Genomic DNA, 23,956 nt, shown 5'->3' with positions numbered 1-23,956 from the left:
TTTATGAACAAAAGTAAAGTTTAATTTACATTTAAACAAGTATAGTTTACTTTTAGTACTCCGACAGTTGCTTTTTTGTGATTTACAGATCTTGCCATTTCATAAAAAAAACCCCCTGTTTCCAGGAGGATTAACAATTCAATTCATTTTATCTTTTACTAAAGAAAATCTTTTAATGCTTTTTGCACTATTTTCAAATCGTTTTCTTCGTTGCGGATAATTTTATTTTTATCGTCGTACTCAAAATCAGAATAAGAAATTACGACCAAAGAGATATCATTCTCTGGAAGAACTTTGGCTCTTCGTTCATCGTATATTCTTCGCTGCTCTTCCCTCGATACTGTCTTGGTTCTCTCCTCTTCTTCTTCCTCGTCCTCGTCTTTGTTTTTGTCAAAGCCAGTAACAGGTCTAAAATTCTGTATTTCTTTGTATTCTACCACCAGTTGCAATTCTTCATAATAAGCATCTACAGGCAACATGGTTTGTTTTTTTCCATTTTTATGCAGATCTCCCAAAAGGAAAGGAAATCTTTTTTGACGATCCGATGTTAATGATAAAACTTTATCGCATAAAGCAATAACATAGGTTTCATCACTGTTTAAACGAATGGCTATCGGATCATTTTCCGGTTTCTTTTTTTCCTGTTTGTAGGGTGCATCCGGAGCAGGTACATTGGCCGGAACAAAATACCAATAAGTATGTTCTCCATGTCTTTCGGTATGAACAAAAGGTATTAAAGCTAACTGATCTTCGGCATCGAGTTCCCTAAGGATTAAGCGAATTGGCAATCCTTTTTTCACATCTTTTGCAAAAATTCCTGCTTTAATAAAAGCTGGCATCAAATCTTTTACCGGTACTATTGTAAGTGAAGCATTCGTATTAAAATATTCTTCAACTACTTTGTTTATCTTCTCTATTTTGGAATGATCTTTCATCTGTTTATAATTTTAAGTTTTTGTCAGATGGAACTTACCATATAATCATTTCCCTGTGTGTAGAAAGCTTTATACATGGACGTTTCATGTGTTTATAATTTGTTTTTTATTTGTCACATGGAACACCTAAATTGCAAGCATCTTTCTGTGTGTAAAGCCTTTTACTTGGGTGTTTCATCTGTTTATAATTTTTACTCTATGGCCAAATGGTCCTGAAAGATTTCGGGATTACCATGCTGGAATAATCTATTGCCAGTAAGAGACACTTTTCTTCTTTTGTTTCTTAATGGGCAACAAAGATAGATTTAAATTCCCTGATAAAGACTATTCCCTTTTCGGTTGCCTTGATTGTTTTGTATGTATTTCTATTCAATGGTAAGAATCAAGATCACGAAAGTGGCTTTGTTATGCAAAACAAGATTAGAATTATCTATTTTTGTACTCACCAAATTTTCAAAAAAAGATGACGAAACGCAATTTCCGGCATAAAAACGAAGAAGAAATTACAGCCTATCTCGCCGACAATAAACTGGAAGCTCAAAAAAGCGATTCCGGCATATATTACCACATATCGAAAGAAGGAGAAGGCGAGCATCCCACCAGTACTTCGAACATTACGATCAGCTACATTGGTTATTTTACCGATGGCAACACCTTCGACCAAAATGAAAGACTGGAAATTAATATGGCAGATGTTATTGCGGGCTGGACAGAAGGAATCCAATACTTTAAAGAAGGAGGCGAAGGAATCTTATTCATCCCTTCGCATTTAGCATACGGAAATACCGACTTTGGATTCATCCCTGCCGGATCGGTTCTCATTTTCGATATTCAATTGATTGGAGTTGACGCAGTCTAAAAAAAATTGAAATATACCTCAACAAAAAACCTGACAGTTTTTGAAAATCTGCCAGGTCTAATTATATCATTTGCAATCGAATCATTCTAAAATCTGAGTAAAGAAAACTTAGATGCGTTTCAGCATGCCTTCTATTTCTCTGATTTGTGCCGTCAACATTTTTTGCTTGTCCAACTTTTTGGCATCCTGCAAATAATATGTTGCCAGTTTCTTGTTTCGTTTCGAAAGAGCTATTCCTGACAAATTTAATTTAGCAACTGCCTGATCAGTTTTCAAGCGAAGACCAGTTTCTAAGGCTTTCTTAAAATGTTTTTCAGCCTGTGCATTTTTTTGCTTTTGTGCTTCAACCAAACCGCAAAGATAATAGTAATATGCTTCCTGACTTGCAATCATATTCTCTGGATTTTTAACTCGCCCCAACATCTTACCTGCAGACTCAAACTTATTTTTCCTCACAAAATAGAATGCGATAAGGTTCATTTCATTCTTAAAATAAGTTAATACAAATAGACCGGAAAGTAAAAGAATCCATATTCCTGCAGACACTAAACTATTAATAAAAAGAGCGATAGATCCTAAAAATAAGATTCCAGCAATTATAAGACGTAGATATTTTCTAATCATGATTATTATTTTTTTAGTTCAAGGCTACAAAACAAAGCATTTTTTGATAAAAAACCAGCATTATAGGACTTAGTTTTTCCTATTTAATGAAGTATATTTTCTTTATTCTGCTTATGAAGAAGAATAAACTCCCTGTATCAGTTTCAACTCAACTTACAAGCTGAAATTTATGTAAAAAAAAATCCAGACCTGTTTTCAACCAGTCTGGATTACTTTTTCTATTTTATATGATAAACCATGAAGATTTATCACTTATTATGATTTTATTCTCCTATTGCTTTACGAAATGAATTTGCTTTTTCAACAAAATCTTCGAACTCTCCATATTCAATAAAACGGCTTACATATCCTTCGCACTTTTTACAAACCCCTTTGATTAAAATATCATTCATATCATTAAGGATATTTTCCCGAACTTCCACTCCCTCAATGCAAGTATCTTTACAATGAACGCAATAAGTACCTTCCTGTGTGATGTAACGGTAAGCCTCCTTCTCCTCTTCGTCTAACAAAATATTTAGCTGAAACTGATTTAAATATATTTCTTTTAGTTCGCTCATTTTTTTACCTATTATATAGCTTATATGAAATTATAAATTTTTAGAAGTATCCTTGTTTTCCTGAATTAGTTATCAATTTCCTTTAACAATTTTCTGCCAGATTCAACATGCCTATCCCAAAAGTAGTAAAATTCTGCAGTATGCTTTCTACTGCTCCGAAGCATCTTCATTATCCATAAAATTAGTAATGAAAACAAGCTAGAAAGCCATAGCAGCAAATTAAATAAACCCGGACTTTTGGTTACAATTTCCTGAATGCTTTCCATCCCTAAATCCTTTCCTATCACCTGACCAATATTTATAAAATTCTCGCTTAGCAATACTAGTATACAACTCATAGCAATCAATCCGAATAAAGCACGTAATACATTAAGAAAACTCTTCATTCTTTCTGTGGAATGACCTTTCGTGTAGATCTCTACAAATTTACCCGCGGATGATTTCAACCAGCTTTCAAAATCATTTTTAATCATCATACTTCTGTAATTTCTTATTGTTTTTTAGCTTAATTAACTCCCAATTACAGGAGGAATTTTTAAAACGACAACGAAAGTATAAAAATAATCATTAAAAAAAAAGTTATGTTGACTAATTATTATACTGTTATTTGTTGTCACACAATTTCTCATCACAAACAAACAAACAAACAATTAAGACTTAAAACTCTTTTTCTATTCGTATTCCTTGCTATCTTTGTTTAAAATTTATATTTAGATGAGTTTATACCGATTATTAATACGCCCTCTTTTAATTCAGTTCAATCCTGAAACGATTCACAGATTTACATTTACCTGTTTTAAGGCTTTCCAGAAATCGAAGATTATCCGTTCTATTGTTTCTGCGCAGTTTAGAGTTGAAAGTTCATCCCTTGAAAGGGAGCTTTTTGGCTTAACATTTCCAAACCCAGTTGGCTTGGCAGCAGGATTGGATAAAAATGCGGAAGCTTTCGATTTTTTAGGAAGTATGGGCTTTGGTTTTATAGAAATTGGAACACTTACTCCAAAAGCACAGCCAGGAAATCCAAAACCCCGTTTGTTTCGTTTTGTTGATGACAAGGCATTGGTAAACCGTATGGGATTTAACAACGAAGGTGTTGAAGAGGCTGTTGAACGCTTGCGAAAAAAAAGAACCCATGTAATAATTGGTGGAAATATTGGTAAAAATAAGAATACGCCTAACGAGGAAGCTACTGATGATTACTTAAAGTGTTTTGATGCCTTATATCCTTATGTAGATTACTTTGTAGTAAACGTAAGTTCTCCCAACACTCCTAATCTGAGAGAACTGCAGGGAAAGGAACCTTTAAAAAAGCTTTTGAATGAAATTATGGATTTGAACAGAAGCAAAGAAAAAACGAAGCCTGTCCTTTTAAAGATTGCTCCGGATGTTAACAACTCACAATTGGATGACATCATCGAAATTGTTCAGGAAACTAAAATTGACGGCATTGTTGCGACAAACACAACCATCTCCCGGGAAGGATTGTCGTATCCGGAAAGCAGAATAAAACAAGTTGGTGCCGGCGGATTAAGCGGACAACCACTTCGTGAAAGATCTACGCAAGTGATTCGATACATACACGAAAAATCGGAAGGAAAAATTCCGATTATTGGCGTGGGTGGAATCATGACAAAAGAAGATGCGTTGGAAAAATTAGAAGCTGGAGCCTCTCTTGTACAAATCTACACTGGCTTTATTTACGAAGGGCCTGCTTTGGTGAAAGCAATTAATAGGGAGTTGATAAAAAGGAAGGTCTAGAAAGGTCAAACAGTCTTGAACAGTCGAACAGTCGAACAGTCGAAAGATCACCAATTTTACCCCTAAATCCCCTAAAGGGGACTTCCCTCTTCTTAATTTTATTTTCGGTATTCTTTTTAAGCCCCTTTAGGGGTTTGGGGTATCTTGAAGGTCAAACTGTCTTAAAATAAGAATAATCAAATACTTTAGCCTCGGTATAAAATAAATTTCTTCCTTTTTTAATTACTAATTCATCATTACTAATTCGTAATTATTTAGCAATATCGTCTAAACTCAAATTTGGCATCCGTTCCATCTTACTCACTTCAATGCTTAAAAATCCATATTCCACAGTTACTTTTCCTTCGATACAATAGCAACCCGGCCCACGAAATGGATACTCTTTGGCAACAGGCGGAAAATGGACAGTATCGATCCAATGTCCATCCAAATCAATCCAGGTTCCAAAATACATGATTTTACCATTGCTGGCCTTGGTTGGTTTTCGAGTAATCAAAAAGCCAACAATGCGAACATAACGATTAATAAGCTGAGGTAAATGACATGCCTTTAAATCGGAAGGAAGCTCATCTTTCAGCAATTCGAAAGGCGACTGTATGGATAAACCCAGCAATTCAATTTCATCAAAGGCATCTTCCAAGTGATGTTTCCATAGTTCCGGAAGTTTGAACTCTTTCAACTCAGTCTGGAACAAGGTTTTTTCGGGCTTGATCTTTTTGCTATGCCCCAATAGAAAATGAGCATCCCAAAGCAAGTCTTTTTTGCCTTTTCCGGTAAAACGAAAAGCTCCCACCCGTATCAAAACAATTAATTGCTCCAAACTAACAGGAAATCGATTCACAAAATCGCGCAAACTTGTAAATATGCCATTCTCATTCCGCTCCTTAATCAGATTTTTTCCGATTGTTCTTTCCAAATCATGCAAAAGATAAAAACCCAACCAAATGGTTCTTCCCTGAATTCGATTCTCCCATGAACTTTGATTTATACAAGGTGCTTCGACCGTAGCTCCATGCATTACCGCTTCATGCAGGTAGAGTTGTGCAGAATAAAAACCACCGCCATTGTTCAGCGTTGCCACCATATATTCTAATGGATAATATGCTTTTAAATACAGCGCCTGAAAACTCTCCACCGCATAACTGGCCGAATGTCCTTTTGCAAAAGCGTAATTGGCAAAGCTTTCAATCTGCCGCCAAATATCCTGTACAACAGCATCTGCATAGCCTTTTTGCCTGCAATTGGAAAAAAACTTATCCCGAACTTTCGCAAACTCGTTTCGCTGCTTAAATTTCCAGGACATTCCTCTGCGCAAAACATCTGCTTCGTCGAGCGATAAACCAGCAAAATAATGCGCTACTTTAATCACATCTTCCTGATACACCATCACACCGTAAGTCTCCTCCAATATGCGGTATAGGTCGGGAATTTCACGTCTCGCCTGCTCTCTTCGGCTTTCATCCTGAAAGCGGAGAATGTACTCGCGCATCATTCCACTCTTAGCCACTCCCGGTCTGATAATGGAACTGGCCGCCACCAACCGCTTGTAATCTTCAGCCTTTAATTTGGTTAAAAGCATACGCATGGCCGGCGATTCCACATAAAAACAGCCAATCGCTTCACCCCTTTTTAACATGCGCTTTACCCGCACATCTTCCATAAACAATTTGGTGTTGTGAATGTCGATATCAATGCCATGATTTTGCTTAATAATGGCAAGCGTGTCTTTAATTTTACCCAATCCCCGCTGACTCAGAATATCGAACTTGTGCAAACCCAAATCTTCGGCAATATACATGTCGAACTGAGTGGACGGGAAACCTTTTGGCAAAAGTTCGGTTGCTGAATAGTTGCTTATTGGTTCATCTGCAATTAAAATCCCACTGGAGTGGATGCTTCCATGACTCGGAAAACCTGCAATATACTGGCTGTAACGAATTACCCATTTTCCATATTCATCGGCCTGATCGGGATTGGGATTTCTTTGCAAGCGGGTAATTTCTTCATCGGGCAAACCAAATACCTTACCAATTTCACGAAAGGCTGATTTATGATTGAAGGTGATAAAAGTACCAAGCAAAGCAACTCGGTCCCAACCATATTTATCAAACAAATAGTGGGTTACATCATCACGATCGGTCCATGAAAAGTCGATATCAAAATCGGGCGGCGATGTTCGGAATGGATTGATAAAACGCTCAAAGTAAAGATCTAAGTCAACCGGGTCAACATTAGTGATTCTCAGAAGGTAAGCAACCAGACTATTGGCGCCGCTTCCCCGCCCTACATGGTAATATCCTTTACTCATAGCATATTTTACCAGATTCCAATTAATCAGAAAATAGGAACAGAAGCTCAACTCCCGAATTACCTTCAACTCCTTGTTCAAACGATCCAAAATCTCATCGGTTACCCGATCGTAACGATATTTTAATCCTTCGCAAGCCTCACGCTTCAGCAGTTCAAAATCTTCCTCCTCGGAAGAGGTAAAGCGCTTTTTGTTTTTGTTGCTTCCAAACCCAAACTCCATATTGCAGGAATTCAATAGATTTTCTGTATTCTCAATAATTTTTGGATACTCTCTGTAAATCTCTAAAAGTTCACTTCTACTTCGGTATTGATCCTCGAAATCAGCTTGTTCAGACTTGGGCAGTTTGCTTAATAAGGTATTCTTATCAATGGCCCGCAACAAACGGTGAATGTTGTAATCTCGCTTGTTTCGGAAACTTGCCGTTTGCAAAATCACCAATTTATGCTGATGGTTTTTCCATACAGTAAACGGCAAACGAAGTAAATCCTGAGGGCTCACACCTACATATTCATATTCCTTTAAATCACAAAACTCTGACGTGAAAGGATAAACGACACAGGCATGTTCAAAGCTGGGTGCATTCGGTAAAAACGCTCTCTTTTCGTGCAAATGAAGTGTTAAGAACTCATTCAATTCACGAAATCCATCTGTGTTTTTAGCAATTGCAACATACTGTTGCTGAGTTCCATTCCGAAAATCGATTCCGACCACAGGGCGAATACCAACCCCCGCACATCGCCTTACAAAATCAAGACTTACTGCCGTATTATTGATATCCGTTAAGGCAATAGCCGTAAATCCTCCTGCTGTAACCTCTTTTAAAAGATCTTCGACAGAAAGTGTTCCGTATTTAAAACTGTAGTAGCTATGGCAATTTAAAAGCATGGTTGTAAAGTCTGAAAAGTCTTGAAAAGTCTTGAAAAGTCGAAAGTCAAACAGTCCAATAGTCCAATAGTCCAATAGTCGAAAATTCATTAATTATTACCCCTAAATCCCCTAAAGGGGACTTTTCCTTATTGATTTAAATTTCAGCGCTCTTTTTAAGCCCCTTTAGGGGTTTGGGGTAAAACAGACAAAATCTCGAAAGGTCTTGTTAGTTCCTAATTTACTTCACTCAACACCCCTCTCCCTATCGGGATCTCCCCTGAAAAGGGAGAATTCAACAATTGTAACTTTCGCCCTTCTAATTTATTAAAGGTCAAACAGGCACTAATTATTACCCCTAAATCCCCTAAAGGGGACTTTTCCTTATTGATTTAAATTTCAGCGCTCTTTTTAAGCCCCTTTAGGGGTTTGGGGTAAATAAAAATTACAGTGAATTCGTAATTCATCATTACTAATTCATAATTCTCACTGATCGTCTTTAGTGTGCCGGAATAATTGGTGTCTTACCATTGAAAGGGTTCATACCGCCAATGGTTGTTGAGCCCATAGCAATGGCGCGCTTCACAGCACTTTGTCCGTAACGGTTGCGTACCAAATCCATGGCCTGATACAATTTAATCAGCTTCTCCGAATCCTCGAACAAACGAATTTGATAGGTTCCGCCCACCAAATAACTAAAGCAAACACCAATCAAACGAATCAATACTCTGCGCTCATACATCTTCTCAAACAAATCAAGTACTACGGCGATGAGCGTATGATCTAAAGATGTGTAGGGAATTCGCTTCTGTTTTGTATACGTCTGAAAATCGGAATATCGGATCTTAACCGTCACACAAGCAGTTAGTTTGTTTCCATTTCGCAGTTGATAACACAGATTTTCGGCCATAGCCACCAACAAACTGCGTAATTTGGTCACATCGGTGGTATCCTTCTCGAAAGTCCGCTCGCTGGATATGGATTTTCGTTCGTTCCAGGCCACTACAGGTGTATTGTCAATTCCTTGTGCCTTTTTCCAGATTACCGTGCCGTTTTTACCCAATACGCGTTCCATCAATTCCATGGGCATTTCCTGTACCGTTCGTATTTTCTCTACACCCATACTTCGCAGTTTGTGATAGGTTTTATCGCCTACCATGGGTATTTTCTTTATGGAAAGAGGCGCCAAAAAAGGCATTTCGTTTCCTTCCGGAATTTCGATGTGATTATTGGGCTTAGCCTCTCCTGTTCCCACCTTCGAAACCGTTTTGCTGGTTGAAAGACCAAAAGAAATGGGTAAATGGGTCTCCTTTAAGATCTTTTCCCTTAATTCCCGCGACCACAAATAACTGGTCTGCACAAAACGATCCATTCCGGTAATGTCCACGTAAAATTCATCAATCGATGATTTTTCGAAAACAGGTGCGCGTTCCTTTACAATTTCAGTCACCATGTCGGAAAACTTACTGTAAGTCCCGCTATCTCCTCTTATCACAACAGCACCCGGACATAATAGCCTGGCCATTTTCATAGGCATGGCAGAATGAATGCCATACACACGCGCTTCGTAACTGCAGGCAGCCACAACACCTCTGTCTGATGTTCCTCCAATCAGTACCGGACGATTATTCAACCTGCTGTCTAAAAGCCGTTCACAGGACACAAAAAAAGTATCCAAATCCATATGTAATATTGTCTTTCTCACCAATTGTCGATATTTTCGTCATTATTCCGACTATAATCTAGTCATTAATTGCTATCTTTGAAAAAAAGAAGCTATGTTTTTTGCAGAAAATATTAAGTTCCTACGTCAGCGGAGAAAGAAATCTCAACTTAGTTTAGCTGATCAACTGGGCATTACAAGAACTACTTTGGCAGGATATGAAAAAAATGTTCAGCCACCGTTTAAGGTATTGATTAAATTCGCTGAATACTTTGGTGTATCAATAGATGCATTGCTGCGCTACAATTTAGCAGAGCTGTCGGAATTTCAGCTTTCGCAGATAGAAGATGGATTCGATATTGATGTTACCGGAAAAAAATTACGACTGCTCACCATATCAGTAAACAAAGATGGAGAAGAGAACATTGAAATGGTTCCTTTAAAAGCTCAGGCTGGCTATACAAACAGCTACGGCGATTTGGAGTTTATCGGCTCCTTGCCCAAATTTTCATTGCCCTTTCTTCCTAAAGACAAAACCTACCGAACGTTTCAAATTGCAGGAGATTCGATGCTTCCGATACCTGAAGGTGCATGGGTTACTGCTTCCTTTATTCAAAACTGGGAGCAGATTAAAGATGGCACTCCCTGCATTATAGTAACACTTGAAGATGGCATTGTTTTTAAAGTCGTGTACAAGCAATTGGAGAAAAACCAAACCCTCCTTTTGGTATCCTCGAACCGAAACTACAAACCTTACGAATTGCCTATTAATAAAGTAATTGAAATCTGGAAATTTGAGACTTACAATGGGTTTGAAATTGAATAACAAGCAGAAGAATAAAAGCATCAAGTTTAAAAATTCAGATTGTAAAGACAATAATTTAACTTGACTGCCAATAAAAATAAATTAGAACTGAAAACTAACCTTATTTAATAGAAATATCATGATCATCGTAAATGTAAAAATAAAACCTAAGGCCAGTTGCAAGCAGGATTTCATTAATGCATTCAATAATGTGGCCGAACTAGTGAAACAAGAAGACGGATGTTTGGAGTACGAACTTCACCAAAAGCTGACTTCTGATTCGGAACTTTTTCTATTTGAACGATGGGAATCTAAACCAGCTCTCGATAAGCATTTAAATGCTGAACACATGGCTAAATACATCGCCCAAGTGAAAGGTTTGCTTGAAGTAAAAAACGAACTGAATATCTACGAGGCTGAGAAACTGAATTAAAAAAACTGCATTTTCCTAAATTCTTAAAATTAATCCTGCAAAAAGAAAAAATGCATGCCCGTCAGCGGTTCTTATACCCTGACGGTGCTTTCAATCAAAAAACACAACAAAACAAAAGAGCACCCCTCTGTCCTACGGACATCTCCCCTTAAAAAAAGGGAGAATCGTTCACAAACAGAATCTTCCCTTCTTGAGGGTACCGTAACGCAGTGAAGATTGTGAACGCAGTTTGAAATAATATTGTGAACAAAGTGCCGACAGAAGAAAGGGTGTTAATTCTTGATATGATCCTTTTTATACATCTTGTTGCTCTTGATTTTTTTCAACCAACAAGATGTGTATAAAGAGTAGCTCCTAAAGGAGAAGAAAATACAGCTTCTATTATCTATACTTTTTTACAAAAAGGCTCCCTTCTCCTCGAGGAGAAGGGCCGGGGTTGAGGTGTTATACCATACGAATCGGTGTTAGTTCTCTCCCACCTCACCAACAACTAAAATAATTAGTAGTTATAAAAAAGGATCAATAAATACTGTCTTCGTCCGATTTGGATCATTCGAAATATTATTTAACATCTTATTATTGAAAGTTTCCAGATTATACAGGACTTACAGAGTACACGAGAAGGGCATTTCCGAAACTCCGAAGGGCTTGTGTGTCGCAATAATGGGCATCCACGAAAAAATATGGGCATTGTGTGTCACTAAAATCGGCATTTTTGAAACTCCGAAGGGCTTGTGTGTCGCAATAATGGGCATCCACGAAAAAATATGGGCATTGTGTGTCACGAAAATCGGCATTTTTGAAACTCCGAAGGGCTTGTGTGTCGCTAAAACACGCATTTTCGAAACTCCGAAGGGCTTGTGCATCGCAATAATGGTCATCCACGCAAGTGAGAGGGCTTTGTGTTTTGCTAAAATGGGCATCCACGCAAGCAGATGCCCATTTATATAAAGTAAAACGGCTGTTTTCAAAATTGATCCTGCAAAGAGGAATAATGCTGGTCTAAATAATCAGAAGCCAGGCGACACGAATTCAGAATCGATTCATTTTTTCCCAAAAAACAGGAAACGGCCGTAGACAAAGTACAGCCGGTTCCGTGTTGATAGTCAAAATTCTTCCTCTTCTTTTCAAAATGATAAACCTCTTTCTTACAGATTAAGGCTTCCCTGATTTTAGCATCTGTAAAATGACCGCCTTTTAGTAAAATGGAAGTACACCACTCCCTGCTCTTCTCTTTTGCAATTTCAATTCCCTCCTCCAATGTATTGATTTTGCAATCGGCAAGCAATTCAAACTCATTTTTATTGGGAGTAATCAGTTCGCATAAGGGGAACAATTCCTCTTTCAGCAAATGCAATGCTGATGAATCGAAAAGAGCTTTTCCGCTGGTAGAGGCCAAAACCGGATCGAGAACCACATGTGTTTTCGGAAAGTGTTTTAAACAATTGCTGATCACCATCAGATTCTCCTTGCTGCAAACCGCTCCAATCTTAACCGTTCGAACAGGAAATGATTGAAACAAATTCTTTATTTGAGATTGCAGCAATTCGTGATTTACAGGCTCTGCAGCAAATACTTTTTCAAAATTCTGAACTGTAATTCCCGTAAGTGCCGAAAGTGCCCAATAGCCCAAATCGTGTGCAATTTTACAATCTTGTTGTATGCCTGCTCCACCACTGCTATCCGAAGCTGCAATTGTTAAAAAGTATTCCATACTTACATGCTTTTATCATTTTTAACTGCACACAGGTTCCCGCACATGGTACAATGATCCTCTTCGCTGCTTTCCGACTCCATTTTCCGTTTTCTGGCCAATTCCGGATCGATACTATTTGTAAACATTGTCTCCCAATCGAGATCGTAACGTGCTTTCGAAATTGTCAGATCCCGATCACGGGCGCCTGCCACATTATTCACTAAATCGGCAGAATGTGCAGCAATCCGGCTTGCAATTACACCTTCCTTTACGTCTTTAACATCGGGCAAACACAAATGCTCGGCAGGCGTTACGTAGCACAGAAAATCGGCACCGTGAATGGCTGCAATCGTACCCCCAATTGCTCCCACAATGTGATCGTATCCTGGAGCCGAATCGGTAACCAAAGGCCCCAGCACGTAAAACGGTGCTTCGCTGCAAAGTCGTTTCATCAATTTCATATTGGCTTCAATCTGATCCAAAGGCATGTGGCCGGGGCCTTCTACCATTACCTGTACGCCTTTGTCTCTGGCGCGATCGACCAATTCCCCTAAAACCAGCAATTCTGCAACTTGTGCCCGATCGGTAGCATCAGCACCGGCTCCCGGACGCAAACCATCACCCAAACTGATGGTTACATCGTATTGTTTGCAGATGTCCAAAACCCGGTCGTATTGCTCATACAATGGATTTTCCTTCCCGTTTTCTTTCATCCAGCGCTTTAGCAAAGCTCCTCCACGGCTTACAATCCCGCATACTCTTTTATCATTTTCAAGAAAAGAAAGAGAAACTTTGGTGACTCCACAGTGCAAAGTCATAAAATCAACCCCCATTTTTGCCTGAGTTTCAATTTCACGAAACAGATCTTCCGGATCGAGTTCTTTAATCTCTTTTCCTTCGGCCAGCAAACGTGTAGCTACACCATAAATGGGTACAGTACCAACCATTACAGAAGACTCCTTAAGTATTCGTTGAAGAATAATATGCAGATCGCCGCCCGTTGATAAATCCATAATTGCATCGGCACCATATTGAACAGCTACTTTCATTTTTTCCAGTTCCTCTTCAAAATGGCAATGCTTCTCGGATGTGCCCATGTTGGCATTTACCTTAGTTCGCAAACCATTCCCTATTGCTACAACCGGAAAATCGTGATTTATATTTTTAGGGATTACAATTCGCCCCAATGCAATCTCATTTCGCAGCCACTCAACATCAACTTTTTCGTTTTTTGCAACGATATGCATTTCGGCTGTAACAATGCCTTCTTTGGCTTTTTCTATTTGTGTAATCATTATTTCTTGTTTATTAAATTAGTAAACTCCAAAACTCTTTCATCAAACTGATCGGTTTGCATAAAATGCCGCACCATGGCAATATTTTTTGCTCCTGCACTGAGAATGGTCTGTATGTTTTCGGGAAAAATTCCTCCGATTGCCACTACAGGAATGTCCGCCATATTCAATACCTGCTTTAGTTGTTCAATGCCTACAGGTTGATCGGGTTTCGCTTTTGCATTGGTCGGATATACCGGTCCAAAACCTATGTAATCTGGCTTCTGAGCCAAAGCATCCTTCACTTGCTGAATAGAATGAGTTGACAAACCAATTTTCATATCTCCAACAATTTTTCGGGCTTCTTCCATGCTCATATCATCTTGTCCGAGATGTAAAAAATCAGCTTCGCAAATTGCTGCGATATCTGCACGGTCATTCATCACAAAACTGGTTTCACTTCCTCTTGTAATGTCTCTGATTTCTTTTCCAAGCCTAATTAATTCCTTATCGGATAAAGATTTTTCGCGCAGCTGCAGCATCTTAACGCCCCGCTCAACACACGATTCGGCAATAGAACGGCAAGAGGCTTGCGGGTTTGTGATGATGATGTATAAACCAAAGTCTTCCATCTTATTTACTTAGGTTTTCAGCAATTAAACCCGCTAATTTTTCACCGGAAAGAAGCATTCCTCCAAAGATAGGTCCCATTCGAAAACCACCGCTAACACCATTCGATGCCATGCCCGACACATACAATCCAGGGTATACTTCTTTGGTATTTTCTACAGTTGTTCGCTCAGCTTCATCTATCGACAAAGAGTATTCCCCCATCACTTTACCTGTTTTTGTATTTAGCTTCACGTCATTTTTACGTTCCAAGGTGCGAACAATGTCACAATCGTGACCCGTGCCATCTACCACAGCTTTTGCCATGATCACCAAAGGATCGACATGCATTTTTTCCCGGCGAACCGAAGCCCAGTTTAGAACAACACCACATACCCTGTCGTTCTGAAAAACAACATCTTCAATAGAAGAACAGTTGAAGATTTTTACTCCTGCCTGCGTAGCGTGGTATATTAATGCAGAGGTTGCATGCACAGAATCAAGCGTGTAATAATCTCCCTGATAGTTCGTGTAGGAAATATTTAATTCGTCGAGAATGTGCAGTGCATCTTTCTGAACTATTATTTCATTAAACATCATGGCACCGCCCCACATTCCTCCGCCAGGAGCCAGTTTACTTTCGTACAAAGCAACTTTAAAACCTTTCTTTGCGAGATAATAGGATGCGACTAATCCTGAAGGTCCACCTCCGACAATGGCCACATCAACCGATAAATTTTCTTTGAGTTTTTTAAAATAGGAATCGACGATTCCTGCAGATACAATTTGCTCCATTTTATTGTTTATTAAGTGTATATCATTAATAAACAGGGGCGGTCCTACTCCAAAAAAGCAGACTTTTCTTTACTTTCCTACGCAGGCATTATCCTGATCAGGTAAAGGGTATGATCTCAGCCTTAAAGTTAGGCACCCCTAGTTTATATAGATGCAAATGTAAACTAAAAAACCGGAACAGGCACTTCCCCATTGAATCTTTTACGGATTAATTCTATGGAAAAATTATCTTTGCTGACTAATAATAAGCTTGCAAACAATGTTGGATTTTAAGATAGAGGAAGATAAATGTATTGAGTGTGGTCTTTGTGCACAGGATTGTCCGGTTGGAATTATAGAATTGAATCCAAAGCCTGTCATCCGAAAAGAAAAGGAGAAGAATTGTTTGAAATGCCAACATTGTTTAGCCATTTGTCCTACGGCAGCACTTTCAATATTTGGAAAAAACCCAGCAGACAGTGTTTCGGTAAAAGGTGAAATGCCAAAGCCTGAAGCAATCAGCAGATTGATAAAAACAAGACGCTCGATCCGAAAATACAAAAAGGAGAATATTGACAAAGAATTAATTCAGGAACTGATTGAAACGGCTGCGCATGCACCAACAGGACATAACAACAATGCTGTTTTACTATCGTTAATTGACAACAAAGAGGATTTGGACTTATTCCGATTAAAAGTGTACGATTCACTGAAAAATGCCAAAGAATCAGGAACGCTGGAAAAACGGTTTCAATTCCTGCTGTCTTATCAAAAATTATGGGAAACCAAAGGTGTAGATGTGATTTTTAGGGATGCTCCACACTTGATTATTGCTTCTGCCCCATCTGTTGATGCTTCGCCAATGGCTGATTGTCTGATTACACTGAGTTATTTTGAAATAATGGCTAATTCGCACGGAATAGGAACGCTTTGGAACGGAATGATAAAATGGGCCATTGATGATATAGATCCTGAATTACGCACTCTGATTGGCATTCCAGAAGATCATACGATTGGTTATGTAATAATATTCGGCAAATCTGCGGTAAAATATGCCCGGGGAATTCAATCGGAAGGCTTAAAAGTGAACCGGATAAAGCTTGAAAAATAAGAAGCCTGTATTCCTCAGAGATACTTACAATAGATTTATTCTATTAACATTTTATTAAAACAATTGTATTCAGTTCCTGCTTAATTTTACACTTTCAATTGGTGTGAACCAATCAATTTTACACGAATCTGAAATCATAAAAACAATAAAACTCAAAAAATGAAACGTCCATGCCAAAGTGATTTTAACATACAGGGAGATGATTATCTCAGCATGGTAAGTTCCATATGGCAAAATCTTAAAATTATAATCATATGAAGGTAGTCGCATTTAACGGAAGTCCGAAAAAAGAAGGAAACACTTACCATGCCCTTAAATTAGTAACAGAGCAGTTGGAAATGCAAGGTATTGAAACTGAGATCGTACATGTTGGAAATAAAGGAGTAAAAGGTTGTATCGCCTGCGGTCAATGTGCCAAAAACAAAGATGAAAAGTGTGTAATTAAAGGAGATGATGTAAACATTTGGATTCAAAAAATGAAGGAAGCAGATGGCATTCTGCTTGGCTCACCTGTTCATTATGCATCTTTGGGAGCAAATATGAAATCGTTTTTAGACCGTGCGTTCTATGTAAGCGGTGCAAACGGGAACTTAGTTCGCCACAAAGCAGGCGCTTCGGTTGTTGCGGTTCGTCGCTCGGGAGGCATTCCAACCTTTAACGAATTGAATAATTACCTTACTTATTCTGAGATGATGATTCCTACTTCGAACTATTGGAATGTGATTCACGGAACCACCCCAGGGCAAGTTTTACAAGATGAAGAAGGGATGCAGATTATGAGAGTTTTGGGTAAAAACATGGCTTATCTATTGCAATTAATCGAACAAGGAAAAGACAAGGTAGAAGCTCCTGTGCAAGAGAAAAAAATATACACCAACTTTATTCGATAGTAATACCAATTTAATTTCAAAATAGACTTTAATTAAAATGAATTAATTTTTAGCTGTATCGAGGCAAAAAAGTAAAGCATAGCCATGTTACGATGCATCTTTTTTAACGAAGATATAGCTGAAAAGAAACATTTTATAAGGCATGTTTTGATGTTAATTTGGTATTAAATATCATCAACAAAAAAAGCCATTATTCTAAACTTGAATAATGGCTTTCTTTTTGCTCAAATAATTATCTAATTCCCTGCTGCATCTTTTTTCTCATGCGCCAGCATCCAAGTATAAATATCTGAATTAAATGCATCGTAGGCAGCATTTTCTTTTCCCATTCCTGTTCCTTCGTACGTATACGTCCAAGAGTCATGTGCAACATCAGGGTACAATGTAATTTTGGCTTTTTCTGTCGGATTGATGCTGTTTATTGCCTCAATCATGCTTTTTGATTTGGAAGGTGCAACAGTTGCATCACTTTCTCCGTGAAATGCCCAAACCGGAATGTTTTTAAAATTTTCTGCCTGTGCTGTATTTCCACCACCACAAATAGGCACAAAAGCAGTTACATGAGATTCATCGCCATATGTTCCTACATAACTGAAACATCCAAATCCGCCCATGCTTATACCGGTCATGTATATTCTGCGTTCATTCACTTTGTATTTCTCTATAATGAATTCAACAAAGCGCTTTATTTTGTCGGCCTGCCAGCCATCGTCATGACATTGCGGAGAAATAACCAACATAGGATATTTAGGTGACCAACTTCCATTTTCAATCATTTTTGGAAGCCCGTTAACAAGAATCCGTTCCAAATATTCGGGATGTTTGGCGCTGTTGCCTTTTTCACCGGATCCATGCAGGAAAATCAGTAAGGGATACATTGAATCCTTATCATCATCGTATCCTGCGGGTTGATATGCATAGTAACCATAGGGAGCATTCGCTTCTGCCAATATGTGACTGGAATGAGTTCCGCCGGTATCTATGGGTAAATTTGAAAGATTATAGTAATCCGCCTTGGATAAACTATCATCACTGGAACAAGAAGCGGAACAAAACGAAATAAGAATACAAAAGGATACAAGAACACAGTTCTTCATGACACGAAATTATTTTATAATTATCAATAAATTTTAATTATGCAATAATACGAGATGAAATCACATTTAGGCAAAAATAATACTATAATTATGACTCTGTGTTAAATAATTCACACTTTTTAGCAGACCTTATGTTCTAAGTTTACTGATTTAACCATTTCTTGAACTCAGTACACCGATCCTGACTAACAACGGCATCAATACATTCCGGGTGATTGGGTTTGAGATTTAATTTTATTCTGTTTTTTGAATAGTAGTGCATATCTTCAATGGCCTGATAGCTGACCATAAATTTGCGGTTAATCCGGAAAAAATGTTTTGGATTAAGCTTGCTCTCCAAAGATGTCAGAGTACCGTCGAAAAGATAACGATTCCCGTCAAATCCAAATAGATAAAGCGCCTTGCCGTCTGCCATAAAGTAGGCCACTTTCTCTACCTCTAATGAACTGAGTCTGTCGCCCCGACTCACCATGAACCGTTCCTGATATTGATCACCAGTCATTAAGCTGTTTAAAGATTTCTGAAGAGCACTAAAATCAAGAGATTCTTTCTCCTGAAACATTGTCTCGAACTTTGTGATGGCTGCTTCCACATCTTCAGAGTCCATTGGCTTTAGTAAATAATCAACACTGCACTGTTTAAAGGCTTGTATGGCATATTGATCGTAGGCTGTGGTAAAAATAACAGGTGTGGTAATTTCCAACCGATCGAAGATCTCAAAACTATTGCCATCACCAAGGTGTATGTCCATAAAAATCAAATCAAGCTTATGCCCGGACAAATATTGTACGGCCTGCTCAACATTTTCCAAATGTGCTTTAATTTCAATTTTATCCGGACGTATGGTCAGCAGTATTTTTTCCAGTTCGCGTGCTGCCAAATGTTCATCCTCAACAATAGCTATTCTAATCATTTCTGTCCTGTTTTTACCCCTGCCAAATTACAAAAGAAAAGGGGCAATCCGTAATGGAAAACCCCTAATTTCAATTTATTGATATGCTAATTAACCTAATTACTCAAATTTGGATTGTTGTTTATGGCTTCATCCGGATAACGGAGCGTATAACGGGGATCGCCCTGATTCAGAGTCGCTGATTCTGTTTTGTAGGCATGATCAATTGGCTCTTGAGTTGTTCTTCGTAAATCGAACCAACGGTGTCCTTCAAAAGCAAACTCTCTAAAGCGTTCATTGGCAATTTCAGCGATTAATTCTGCTTTGTTTAATCCAGCAATACGAGTTACTTCTGTATTGTAAAAATCAGCAAGTAAACGTTTTGCTTTCAATTGATTTAGATAGGTACGCGCTTGATCCAAATCATCAGTCTGTGCAGCACATTCGGCAATTGTCAGGTACATTTCAGAGGTTCTGAAACTGCATTTTGAAGCTGTATCAGTTCCTTTATCAATGCTGAATTCTCCATTTCCTTCATCGTTAAAATACAGGGAAAAACGCAGGTCATTATCCTGATCGTACATTCCAAGTAATTTATCAGAAACAAAAGATGAACCTCCAACTTCAGAAGAGAATACTTCCTCTAAAGCCAAAATGCTCTCAACAGAATTGTATTTGTGCGCAGAAAGAGAATTATCGGCAACTAAATCCTGCAGATCAGCTTTAAGCTTTACAACCTCCAATGCTGTTTTTCTTGCATTTTCAAAATCTTTCATATACAAATATACCCTTGATTGAAATGCCAAAGCAGCCAACATACTAAAGCGATAATTCAATCCTGTTTCGTAAGTTTCTATATTCAACTTCGCTATTCCATCTGTAATATCAGATGCTATTTGTGTATAAACCTCACCCGTACTACTGGCAAAATATTCGGCTTCCGTATCAATTTTTAATGAAAGAGGCACGCCTTTACCGGTATTTGCAGTGGCTGAATTGTAAGGCAAACCATAAAGATTTACCAGGTTAAAATGCATTAAAGCTCTCAATAAGTATGCTTCTCCAACAATTTGATCAATTTCTTCAGAACTTCCTTCTGTTGCATCAGCACCAGCATCTATAATGTGATTGGCATACATGATCACTTTGTAATATTGCTGCCATGAAAAACCCAATGTGTTCGATGATTGATTGACATCATTCCACAAATAGATATCCTGCACTTGCGTTAAATCCCAAGCATTATTGTCCAATTTTAATTCATCAGTTCTGAAAGCAATTCTTTCTTTATCATCAGGAACACCATCATATGCGCTTGTCAGTAAGGCCCGGAAATCATCTGTTGTCGTTGGAATCAACCGGTCTTTTGGCTTTACATCCAAATAATTGTCGCAGGCAGAAAAGCTTACTACTGCCAACAACAGCGAAATGTATATATTTATTTTTTTCATTGTGTAAGTCATTAGAAAGTTAAATTAACACCTAAAGTATAAGATTTTTGCTGTGGCTGAGCGTAAATATTACCATATGATTCCGGATCAAAATAGCCATCGTACCCATTTGAAATAACAAATGGATTTCGGGCTTCTAAACTAAATCTTACGTTAGATAATCTGATGCGCTTTAACATTGCATTTGGTAAGGTGTAACCCAAACGAATACTACTGATTCTCATGTAGTTTACCTTTTTCAACCAAGTATCCAAATGACGGTATGTTCCTGCATTATCAATGTTATCGTACCACTGTTTTTCCATCCAATAGGCACCATCAGCTGAAGTGGAACCTAATAAATTTGGCAGGTTTTTATTGGTTCCATTAATTACATCCAATAATTTACGTGATGTATTTCTACCTCTGTTATACTCAGTCATGCTGTAATCCGGCTGCGCCAAAATATTCATACCCAGGTTAAAATTCGCAGAGACAGCCAAATCAATATTTTTATACTTGAATGTATTGATAATACCACCGGAATATTTAGGATCTGCATCACCAGCATATGTGAAAAGCTCCCGCACTTGCTCAGTTGCTAAATTTGAACCCGCATAATTGCCTGGCCATAAATCAGCATATTGATCGTATAGATCGAAAAACTCTTTTCCTGTTACAGCAGTTCCATCCTTATCGAACAAAGGATATCCGTTCTCATCAAAGCCCTTTGTTTTAATTACCCAAACTGAATTAGCCGAGTATCCTTCGCGGGATGGTAAAAACTGATTTGCCGAAATTTTTTCTTTTAGTACTTTGTTCTCGTTGTGAGCAATATTAAAGTTTGTATTCCATTCGAAATTTTCAGTCTTAATATTACGGGTAGCAATGCTCAATTCCCAACCCTTATTCGTCATTTCAGCCCAGTTTACCAACATCTCACTAAAACCGGTTTCATGCGGAAGATTCTGAGTCCCTATCAAATCCGTTCCTTTTCTTTCGTAATAGTCAAAACTCATACGAATAGCATGACGAAATAAAGACAGATCAGTACCAATATTGTAGGTAGATGTTTTTTCCCAACGCAATTTATCATTTGGCAAACCACTAACATCAATACCATCTTCGTTAGTTCCCGGAAGATTGGAAACTGTGGTAGGTATACCAATAATATAAGGTGAACTATCTTTATCTATGTTTCCCTGCAGTCCATAAGATGCACGAAATTTCAATTGACTCAGCCAATCAATATCAGTTAAAAAACTCTCCTCGCTGGCATTCCAAGCTCCACTTAAAGCGTACAATGGCAAATATCTGTATTTCGGATCAACACCAAACAAATCTGAACCATCGAAACGAATGCTCCCAAAAAAAGTGTAACGTCTGTCGTAAGTATACGAAGCTGTTCCAAAAAAGGAAGCATAGCGGTTTTTTCTATATGCTTTAGTGAATAATGGAAATGATTTTGCATCAGCTTCATCTCTAAAAATAACTGGTTTGGAAGTCATTCTCTCCGAATTCCATCCATAAGCGATAGAATAAACCTGAGTAAATTCATTTTGGCGTAATTCATTACCAACCATCAATTCAACTTCATGTTTTTCATTAAAAAGTTGATTGTACTCTATAATATTTTTCCAATTATAAGAACTGTTATCCGCTTCCCAATTTTGAATAACTCCACCTTCAGGAATGAAATAGAATGGTTTTCCTCCTTCAAAATAGCGACTCTTGTGACGCTCTTTTCTGGCAAAGAAAGTCTCCTCTTCCGCTTCTTTTTTAGTATTTGTTTTGTCTATCTGAATGCCGTATTGAGTACGAAATTTAAGATGAGAATTTAAATCCCATTCTAAATCTAAAATAGCATTCACACTTTGTCCTTTTAACTTGTTCTGAGTTCCTGCTCTTTCTTCTAAAATATTGAAAGGAATGTAGGCAATGTTATACAAGCCTTCCTCGTCAATATTATAAACGTAATTATTATCTTCATCGCGCAATTTCAAATATGGATTAGCCAAACGCACATAGTTTGCTGGATTTGTCAACATATTCGAACTTGTCAAATATGTTTTGTTCTTGCGTTCGTTCGCAAATAAACTAACACCTAATCTTAAATTATCACGTAAGTTAAAATCGGTTTTTAAAGTTACATTGTAACGATTAAGCGATGTGCCGATAGTTGTTCCTTTTTCGGTATGAGCACCTAGGGAAAAATAGTAAGTTGCCAAATCACTTCCACCGGAAACACTCAAACTATGATCTTGATTCACTGCATTCTGATACAATTCATCCTGCAAGTTCGCATCAACATTTCGTAATGCATTTATAGCCGCTAATGATTCCGGTGCAATTGCTGAAACACCACCTGTTTGGTAATTGTCCCAATCATTATTTGCATTCAAAATTTGTGAAATACTGCCATACTGACTGTTATAAGTTAAATCGGCACGACTGGCCAAAGCCATTTCCAAATCTACCTTCTCATTCGAATTCATTAAATTCAACTTGTCAAAATCAGGTCGTGAAATAAAAGAAGTATTACTCGTCAAATTCACTTTCATTTGTCCGGCTTTACCCTTTTTAGTTGTAATCACAATTACCCCATTTGCTGCACGGGCACCATAAATTGCAGTAGCCGCAGCATCTTTTAGTATTGTAATATCAGCAATATCCTGAGGATTTAAACCACCAACAGAAGAATTGTACAACTGATCGATATTGTCCTTATCGTTGTAATCAGGAACTTCGTTTCCTTCCAAAGGAATTCCATCCAAAACCCACAACGGATCTTGAGTTCCGTTTAATGAAGCTGTTCCACGAATACGGATTTTTGCCGGAGCCCCAGGTGCCCCACCCTGAACAATACTGGTCACACCAGCGATTTGCCCACTTAACATCTGATCAACGTTTGGTACACCAGCTTGTCTTATATTGTCAGCATTTACCTTTACTACTGCCGAAGTCAGCTTGCGTTTTTCGATTTTCTGATAGCCGGTAACAACAACCTCACCCAATTCACTTGTTGAATTGCTAAGTTTAATTGTGATAAATGATTTTCCTGTAATATCAACCATTTGAGTTTCGAAGCCCAAAAAGCTGCAGGCAATCGTATTCAATTCTTTAGGAACTTCCAATGTGAAATTTCCATCAAAATCGGTAATTGTTCCTAATGTAATGTTCTCAATAATCCCTTTTATATTGGTTTCGGCACCAATGGTTGACTTATCAATGTAAACCGAAGCACCAATTAGAACATCTCCATCGCTTTCGGAGAAAACTGTTCCTTTAATCTGCTTCATTTCCTGTGCCCAGCCAAAAGCGGGAAGCAAGATCAAAAGCAGGCTTAGCAGTCTTTTCATAAATTTGTATTT

The 23,956-nt window shown here is 38.1% G+C and carries 20 protein-coding genes and 1 riboswitch; of the genes, 6 read left to right on the top strand and 14 right to left on the bottom strand.

Annotation, left to right across the window (positions count from 1 at the left end; translation table 11 throughout):
* Positions 1 to 158 precede the first annotated feature (158 nt).
* On the bottom strand, positions 159 to 935 hold the full coding sequence (locus QUH73_RS02230; RefSeq protein WP_289528845.1) for a hypothetical protein: 777 nt from the start codon (positions 933 to 935) through the stop codon (positions 159 to 161).
* Positions 936 to 1,398: 463 nt separating this feature from the next.
* Here QUH73_RS02230 and QUH73_RS02225 point away from each other — a divergent pair, with 463 nt between their 5' ends.
* Positions 1,399 to 1,794, top strand: a complete 396-nt coding sequence (locus QUH73_RS02225; protein ID WP_289528844.1) for an FKBP-type peptidyl-prolyl cis-trans isomerase — start codon at positions 1,399 to 1,401, stop codon at positions 1,792 to 1,794.
* A 108-nt stretch (positions 1,795 to 1,902) separates the two neighbouring features.
* Here QUH73_RS02225 and QUH73_RS02220 read toward each other — a convergent pair whose 3' ends face one another.
* From QUH73_RS02220 to QUH73_RS02210, 3 genes are all read right to left on the bottom strand, one after another.
* Positions 1,903 to 2,418 carry a hypothetical protein gene (locus QUH73_RS02220; protein ID WP_289528843.1) on the bottom strand — a complete coding sequence of 172 codons (516 nt, stop codon included), beginning with the start codon at positions 2,416 to 2,418 and terminating at the stop codon, positions 1,903 to 1,905.
* A gap of 263 nt (positions 2,419 to 2,681) precedes the next feature.
* Complete coding sequence (locus QUH73_RS02215) at positions 2,682 to 2,978, bottom strand: hypothetical protein (protein WP_289528842.1); 297 nt, start codon at positions 2,976 to 2,978, stop codon at positions 2,682 to 2,684.
* Positions 2,979 to 3,043: 65 nt separating this feature from the next.
* Positions 3,044 to 3,454, bottom strand: coding sequence for a hypothetical protein (locus QUH73_RS02210; protein ID WP_289528841.1), 411 nt, complete (start codon positions 3,452 to 3,454; stop codon positions 3,044 to 3,046).
* A 238-nt stretch (positions 3,455 to 3,692) separates the two neighbouring features.
* On the opposite strand from QUH73_RS02210, the gene QUH73_RS02205 reads away from it, so the two are divergent.
* Positions 3,693 to 4,736 (top strand): quinone-dependent dihydroorotate dehydrogenase, encoded by a 1,044-nt coding sequence (locus QUH73_RS02205; protein WP_289528840.1) that lies wholly within the window; start codon positions 3,693 to 3,695, stop codon positions 4,734 to 4,736.
* Positions 4,737 to 4,986: 250 nt separating this feature from the next.
* Here the strand turns inward: QUH73_RS02205 and QUH73_RS02200 are convergent, their stop codons facing one another.
* Both QUH73_RS02200 and dinB read right to left on the bottom strand, forming a co-directional pair.
* Positions 4,987 to 8,022 carry a DNA polymerase III subunit alpha gene (locus tag QUH73_RS02200; protein WP_289528839.1) on the bottom strand — a complete coding sequence of 1,012 codons (3,036 nt, stop codon included), beginning with the start codon at positions 8,020 to 8,022 and terminating at the stop codon, positions 4,987 to 4,989.
* Positions 8,023 to 8,410: 388 nt separating this feature from the next.
* Entirely contained in the window at positions 8,411 to 9,616 is a 1,206-nt protein-coding gene (dinB, locus tag QUH73_RS02195) for a DNA polymerase IV (protein WP_289528838.1), read from the bottom strand.
* 73 nt (positions 9,617 to 9,689) lie between these two features.
* On the opposite strand from dinB, the gene QUH73_RS02190 reads away from it, so the two are divergent.
* Together QUH73_RS02190 and QUH73_RS02185 are read left to right on the top strand one after the other, a co-directional pair.
* Positions 9,690 to 10,400 (top strand): XRE family transcriptional regulator, encoded by a 711-nt coding sequence (locus QUH73_RS02190; protein WP_289528837.1) that lies wholly within the window; start codon positions 9,690 to 9,692, stop codon positions 10,398 to 10,400.
* Between the two features lie 118 nt (positions 10,401 to 10,518).
* Positions 10,519 to 10,812 (top strand): putative quinol monooxygenase, encoded by a 294-nt coding sequence (locus tag QUH73_RS02185; protein WP_289528836.1) that lies wholly within the window; start codon positions 10,519 to 10,521, stop codon positions 10,810 to 10,812.
* A gap of 967 nt (positions 10,813 to 11,779) precedes the next feature.
* Here QUH73_RS02185 and QUH73_RS02180 read toward each other — a convergent pair.
* Genes QUH73_RS02180 through QUH73_RS02165 form a run of 4 tightly spaced genes read right to left on the bottom strand, consistent with a single transcriptional unit; the run spans position 11,780 to position 15,186 of the window.
* Positions 11,780 to 12,526: a hydroxymethylpyrimidine/phosphomethylpyrimidine kinase gene (locus QUH73_RS02180; protein ID WP_289528835.1), complete on the bottom strand. Its 747-nt coding sequence runs from the start codon at positions 12,524 to 12,526 to the stop codon at positions 11,780 to 11,782.
* Between the two features lie 2 nt (positions 12,527 to 12,528).
* Positions 12,529 to 13,803, bottom strand: coding sequence for a phosphomethylpyrimidine synthase ThiC (gene thiC, locus QUH73_RS02175; RefSeq protein WP_289528834.1), 1,275 nt, complete (start codon positions 13,801 to 13,803; stop codon positions 12,529 to 12,531).
* Positions 13,803 to 14,414 (bottom strand): thiamine phosphate synthase, encoded by a 612-nt coding sequence (gene thiE / locus QUH73_RS02170; protein ID WP_289528833.1) that lies wholly within the window; start codon positions 14,412 to 14,414, stop codon positions 13,803 to 13,805. Before thiE ends, thiC begins: the two co-directional genes overlap by 1 nt.
* 1 nt (position 14,415) lies before the next feature.
* Positions 14,416 to 15,186, bottom strand: coding sequence for a sulfide-dependent adenosine diphosphate thiazole synthase (locus QUH73_RS02165; protein ID WP_289528832.1), 771 nt, complete (start codon positions 15,184 to 15,186; stop codon positions 14,416 to 14,418).
* 57 nt (positions 15,187 to 15,243) lie between these two features.
* A riboswitch (TPP riboswitch) is annotated at positions 15,244 to 15,336 on the bottom strand.
* Between the two features lie 109 nt (positions 15,337 to 15,445).
* Here QUH73_RS02165 and QUH73_RS02160 point away from each other — a divergent pair.
* Both QUH73_RS02160 and QUH73_RS02155 read left to right on the top strand, forming a co-directional pair.
* Positions 15,446 to 16,276 (top strand): nitroreductase family protein, encoded by an 831-nt coding sequence (locus tag QUH73_RS02160; RefSeq protein ID WP_289528831.1) that lies wholly within the window; start codon positions 15,446 to 15,448, stop codon positions 16,274 to 16,276.
* A 254-nt stretch (positions 16,277 to 16,530) separates the two neighbouring features.
* Positions 16,531 to 17,166, top strand: coding sequence for a flavodoxin family protein (locus QUH73_RS02155; RefSeq protein WP_289528830.1), 636 nt, complete (start codon positions 16,531 to 16,533; stop codon positions 17,164 to 17,166).
* A 236-nt stretch (positions 17,167 to 17,402) separates the two neighbouring features.
* On the opposite strand, the gene QUH73_RS02150 is transcribed toward QUH73_RS02155, so the two are convergent.
* The 4 genes from QUH73_RS02150 to QUH73_RS02135 form a co-directional block, all read right to left on the bottom strand.
* A complete protein-coding gene (locus QUH73_RS02150) occupies positions 17,403 to 18,263 on the bottom strand; it encodes a dienelactone hydrolase family protein (RefSeq protein WP_289528829.1) in 861 nt (286 codons plus the stop codon).
* A gap of 142 nt (positions 18,264 to 18,405) precedes the next feature.
* Positions 18,406 to 19,176, bottom strand: a complete 771-nt coding sequence (locus QUH73_RS02145) for a LytR/AlgR family response regulator transcription factor (protein ID WP_289528828.1) — start codon at positions 19,174 to 19,176, stop codon at positions 18,406 to 18,408.
* A gap of 95 nt (positions 19,177 to 19,271) precedes the next feature.
* Entirely contained in the window at positions 19,272 to 20,606 is a 1,335-nt protein-coding gene (locus QUH73_RS02140) for a RagB/SusD family nutrient uptake outer membrane protein (RefSeq protein ID WP_289528827.1), read from the bottom strand.
* An 11-nt stretch (positions 20,607 to 20,617) separates the two neighbouring features.
* The gene (locus QUH73_RS02135; RefSeq protein WP_289528826.1) at positions 20,618 to 23,944 is read right to left on the bottom strand and encodes a SusC/RagA family TonB-linked outer membrane protein; all 3,327 of its coding nucleotides are present in this window, start codon (positions 23,942 to 23,944) and stop codon (positions 20,618 to 20,620) included.
* Positions 23,945 to 23,956 lie beyond the last annotated feature (12 nt).

Origin of the sequence: Labilibaculum sp. K2S, assembly GCF_030372765.1 — a bacterium.
In the GTDB taxonomy this organism is placed as follows: Bacteria; Bacteroidota; Bacteroidia; order Bacteroidales; family Marinifilaceae; genus Labilibaculum.
The sequence above is the reverse complement of the archived record's forward strand: the minus strand, read 5'-3'. Positions and strand labels throughout refer to the sequence as shown.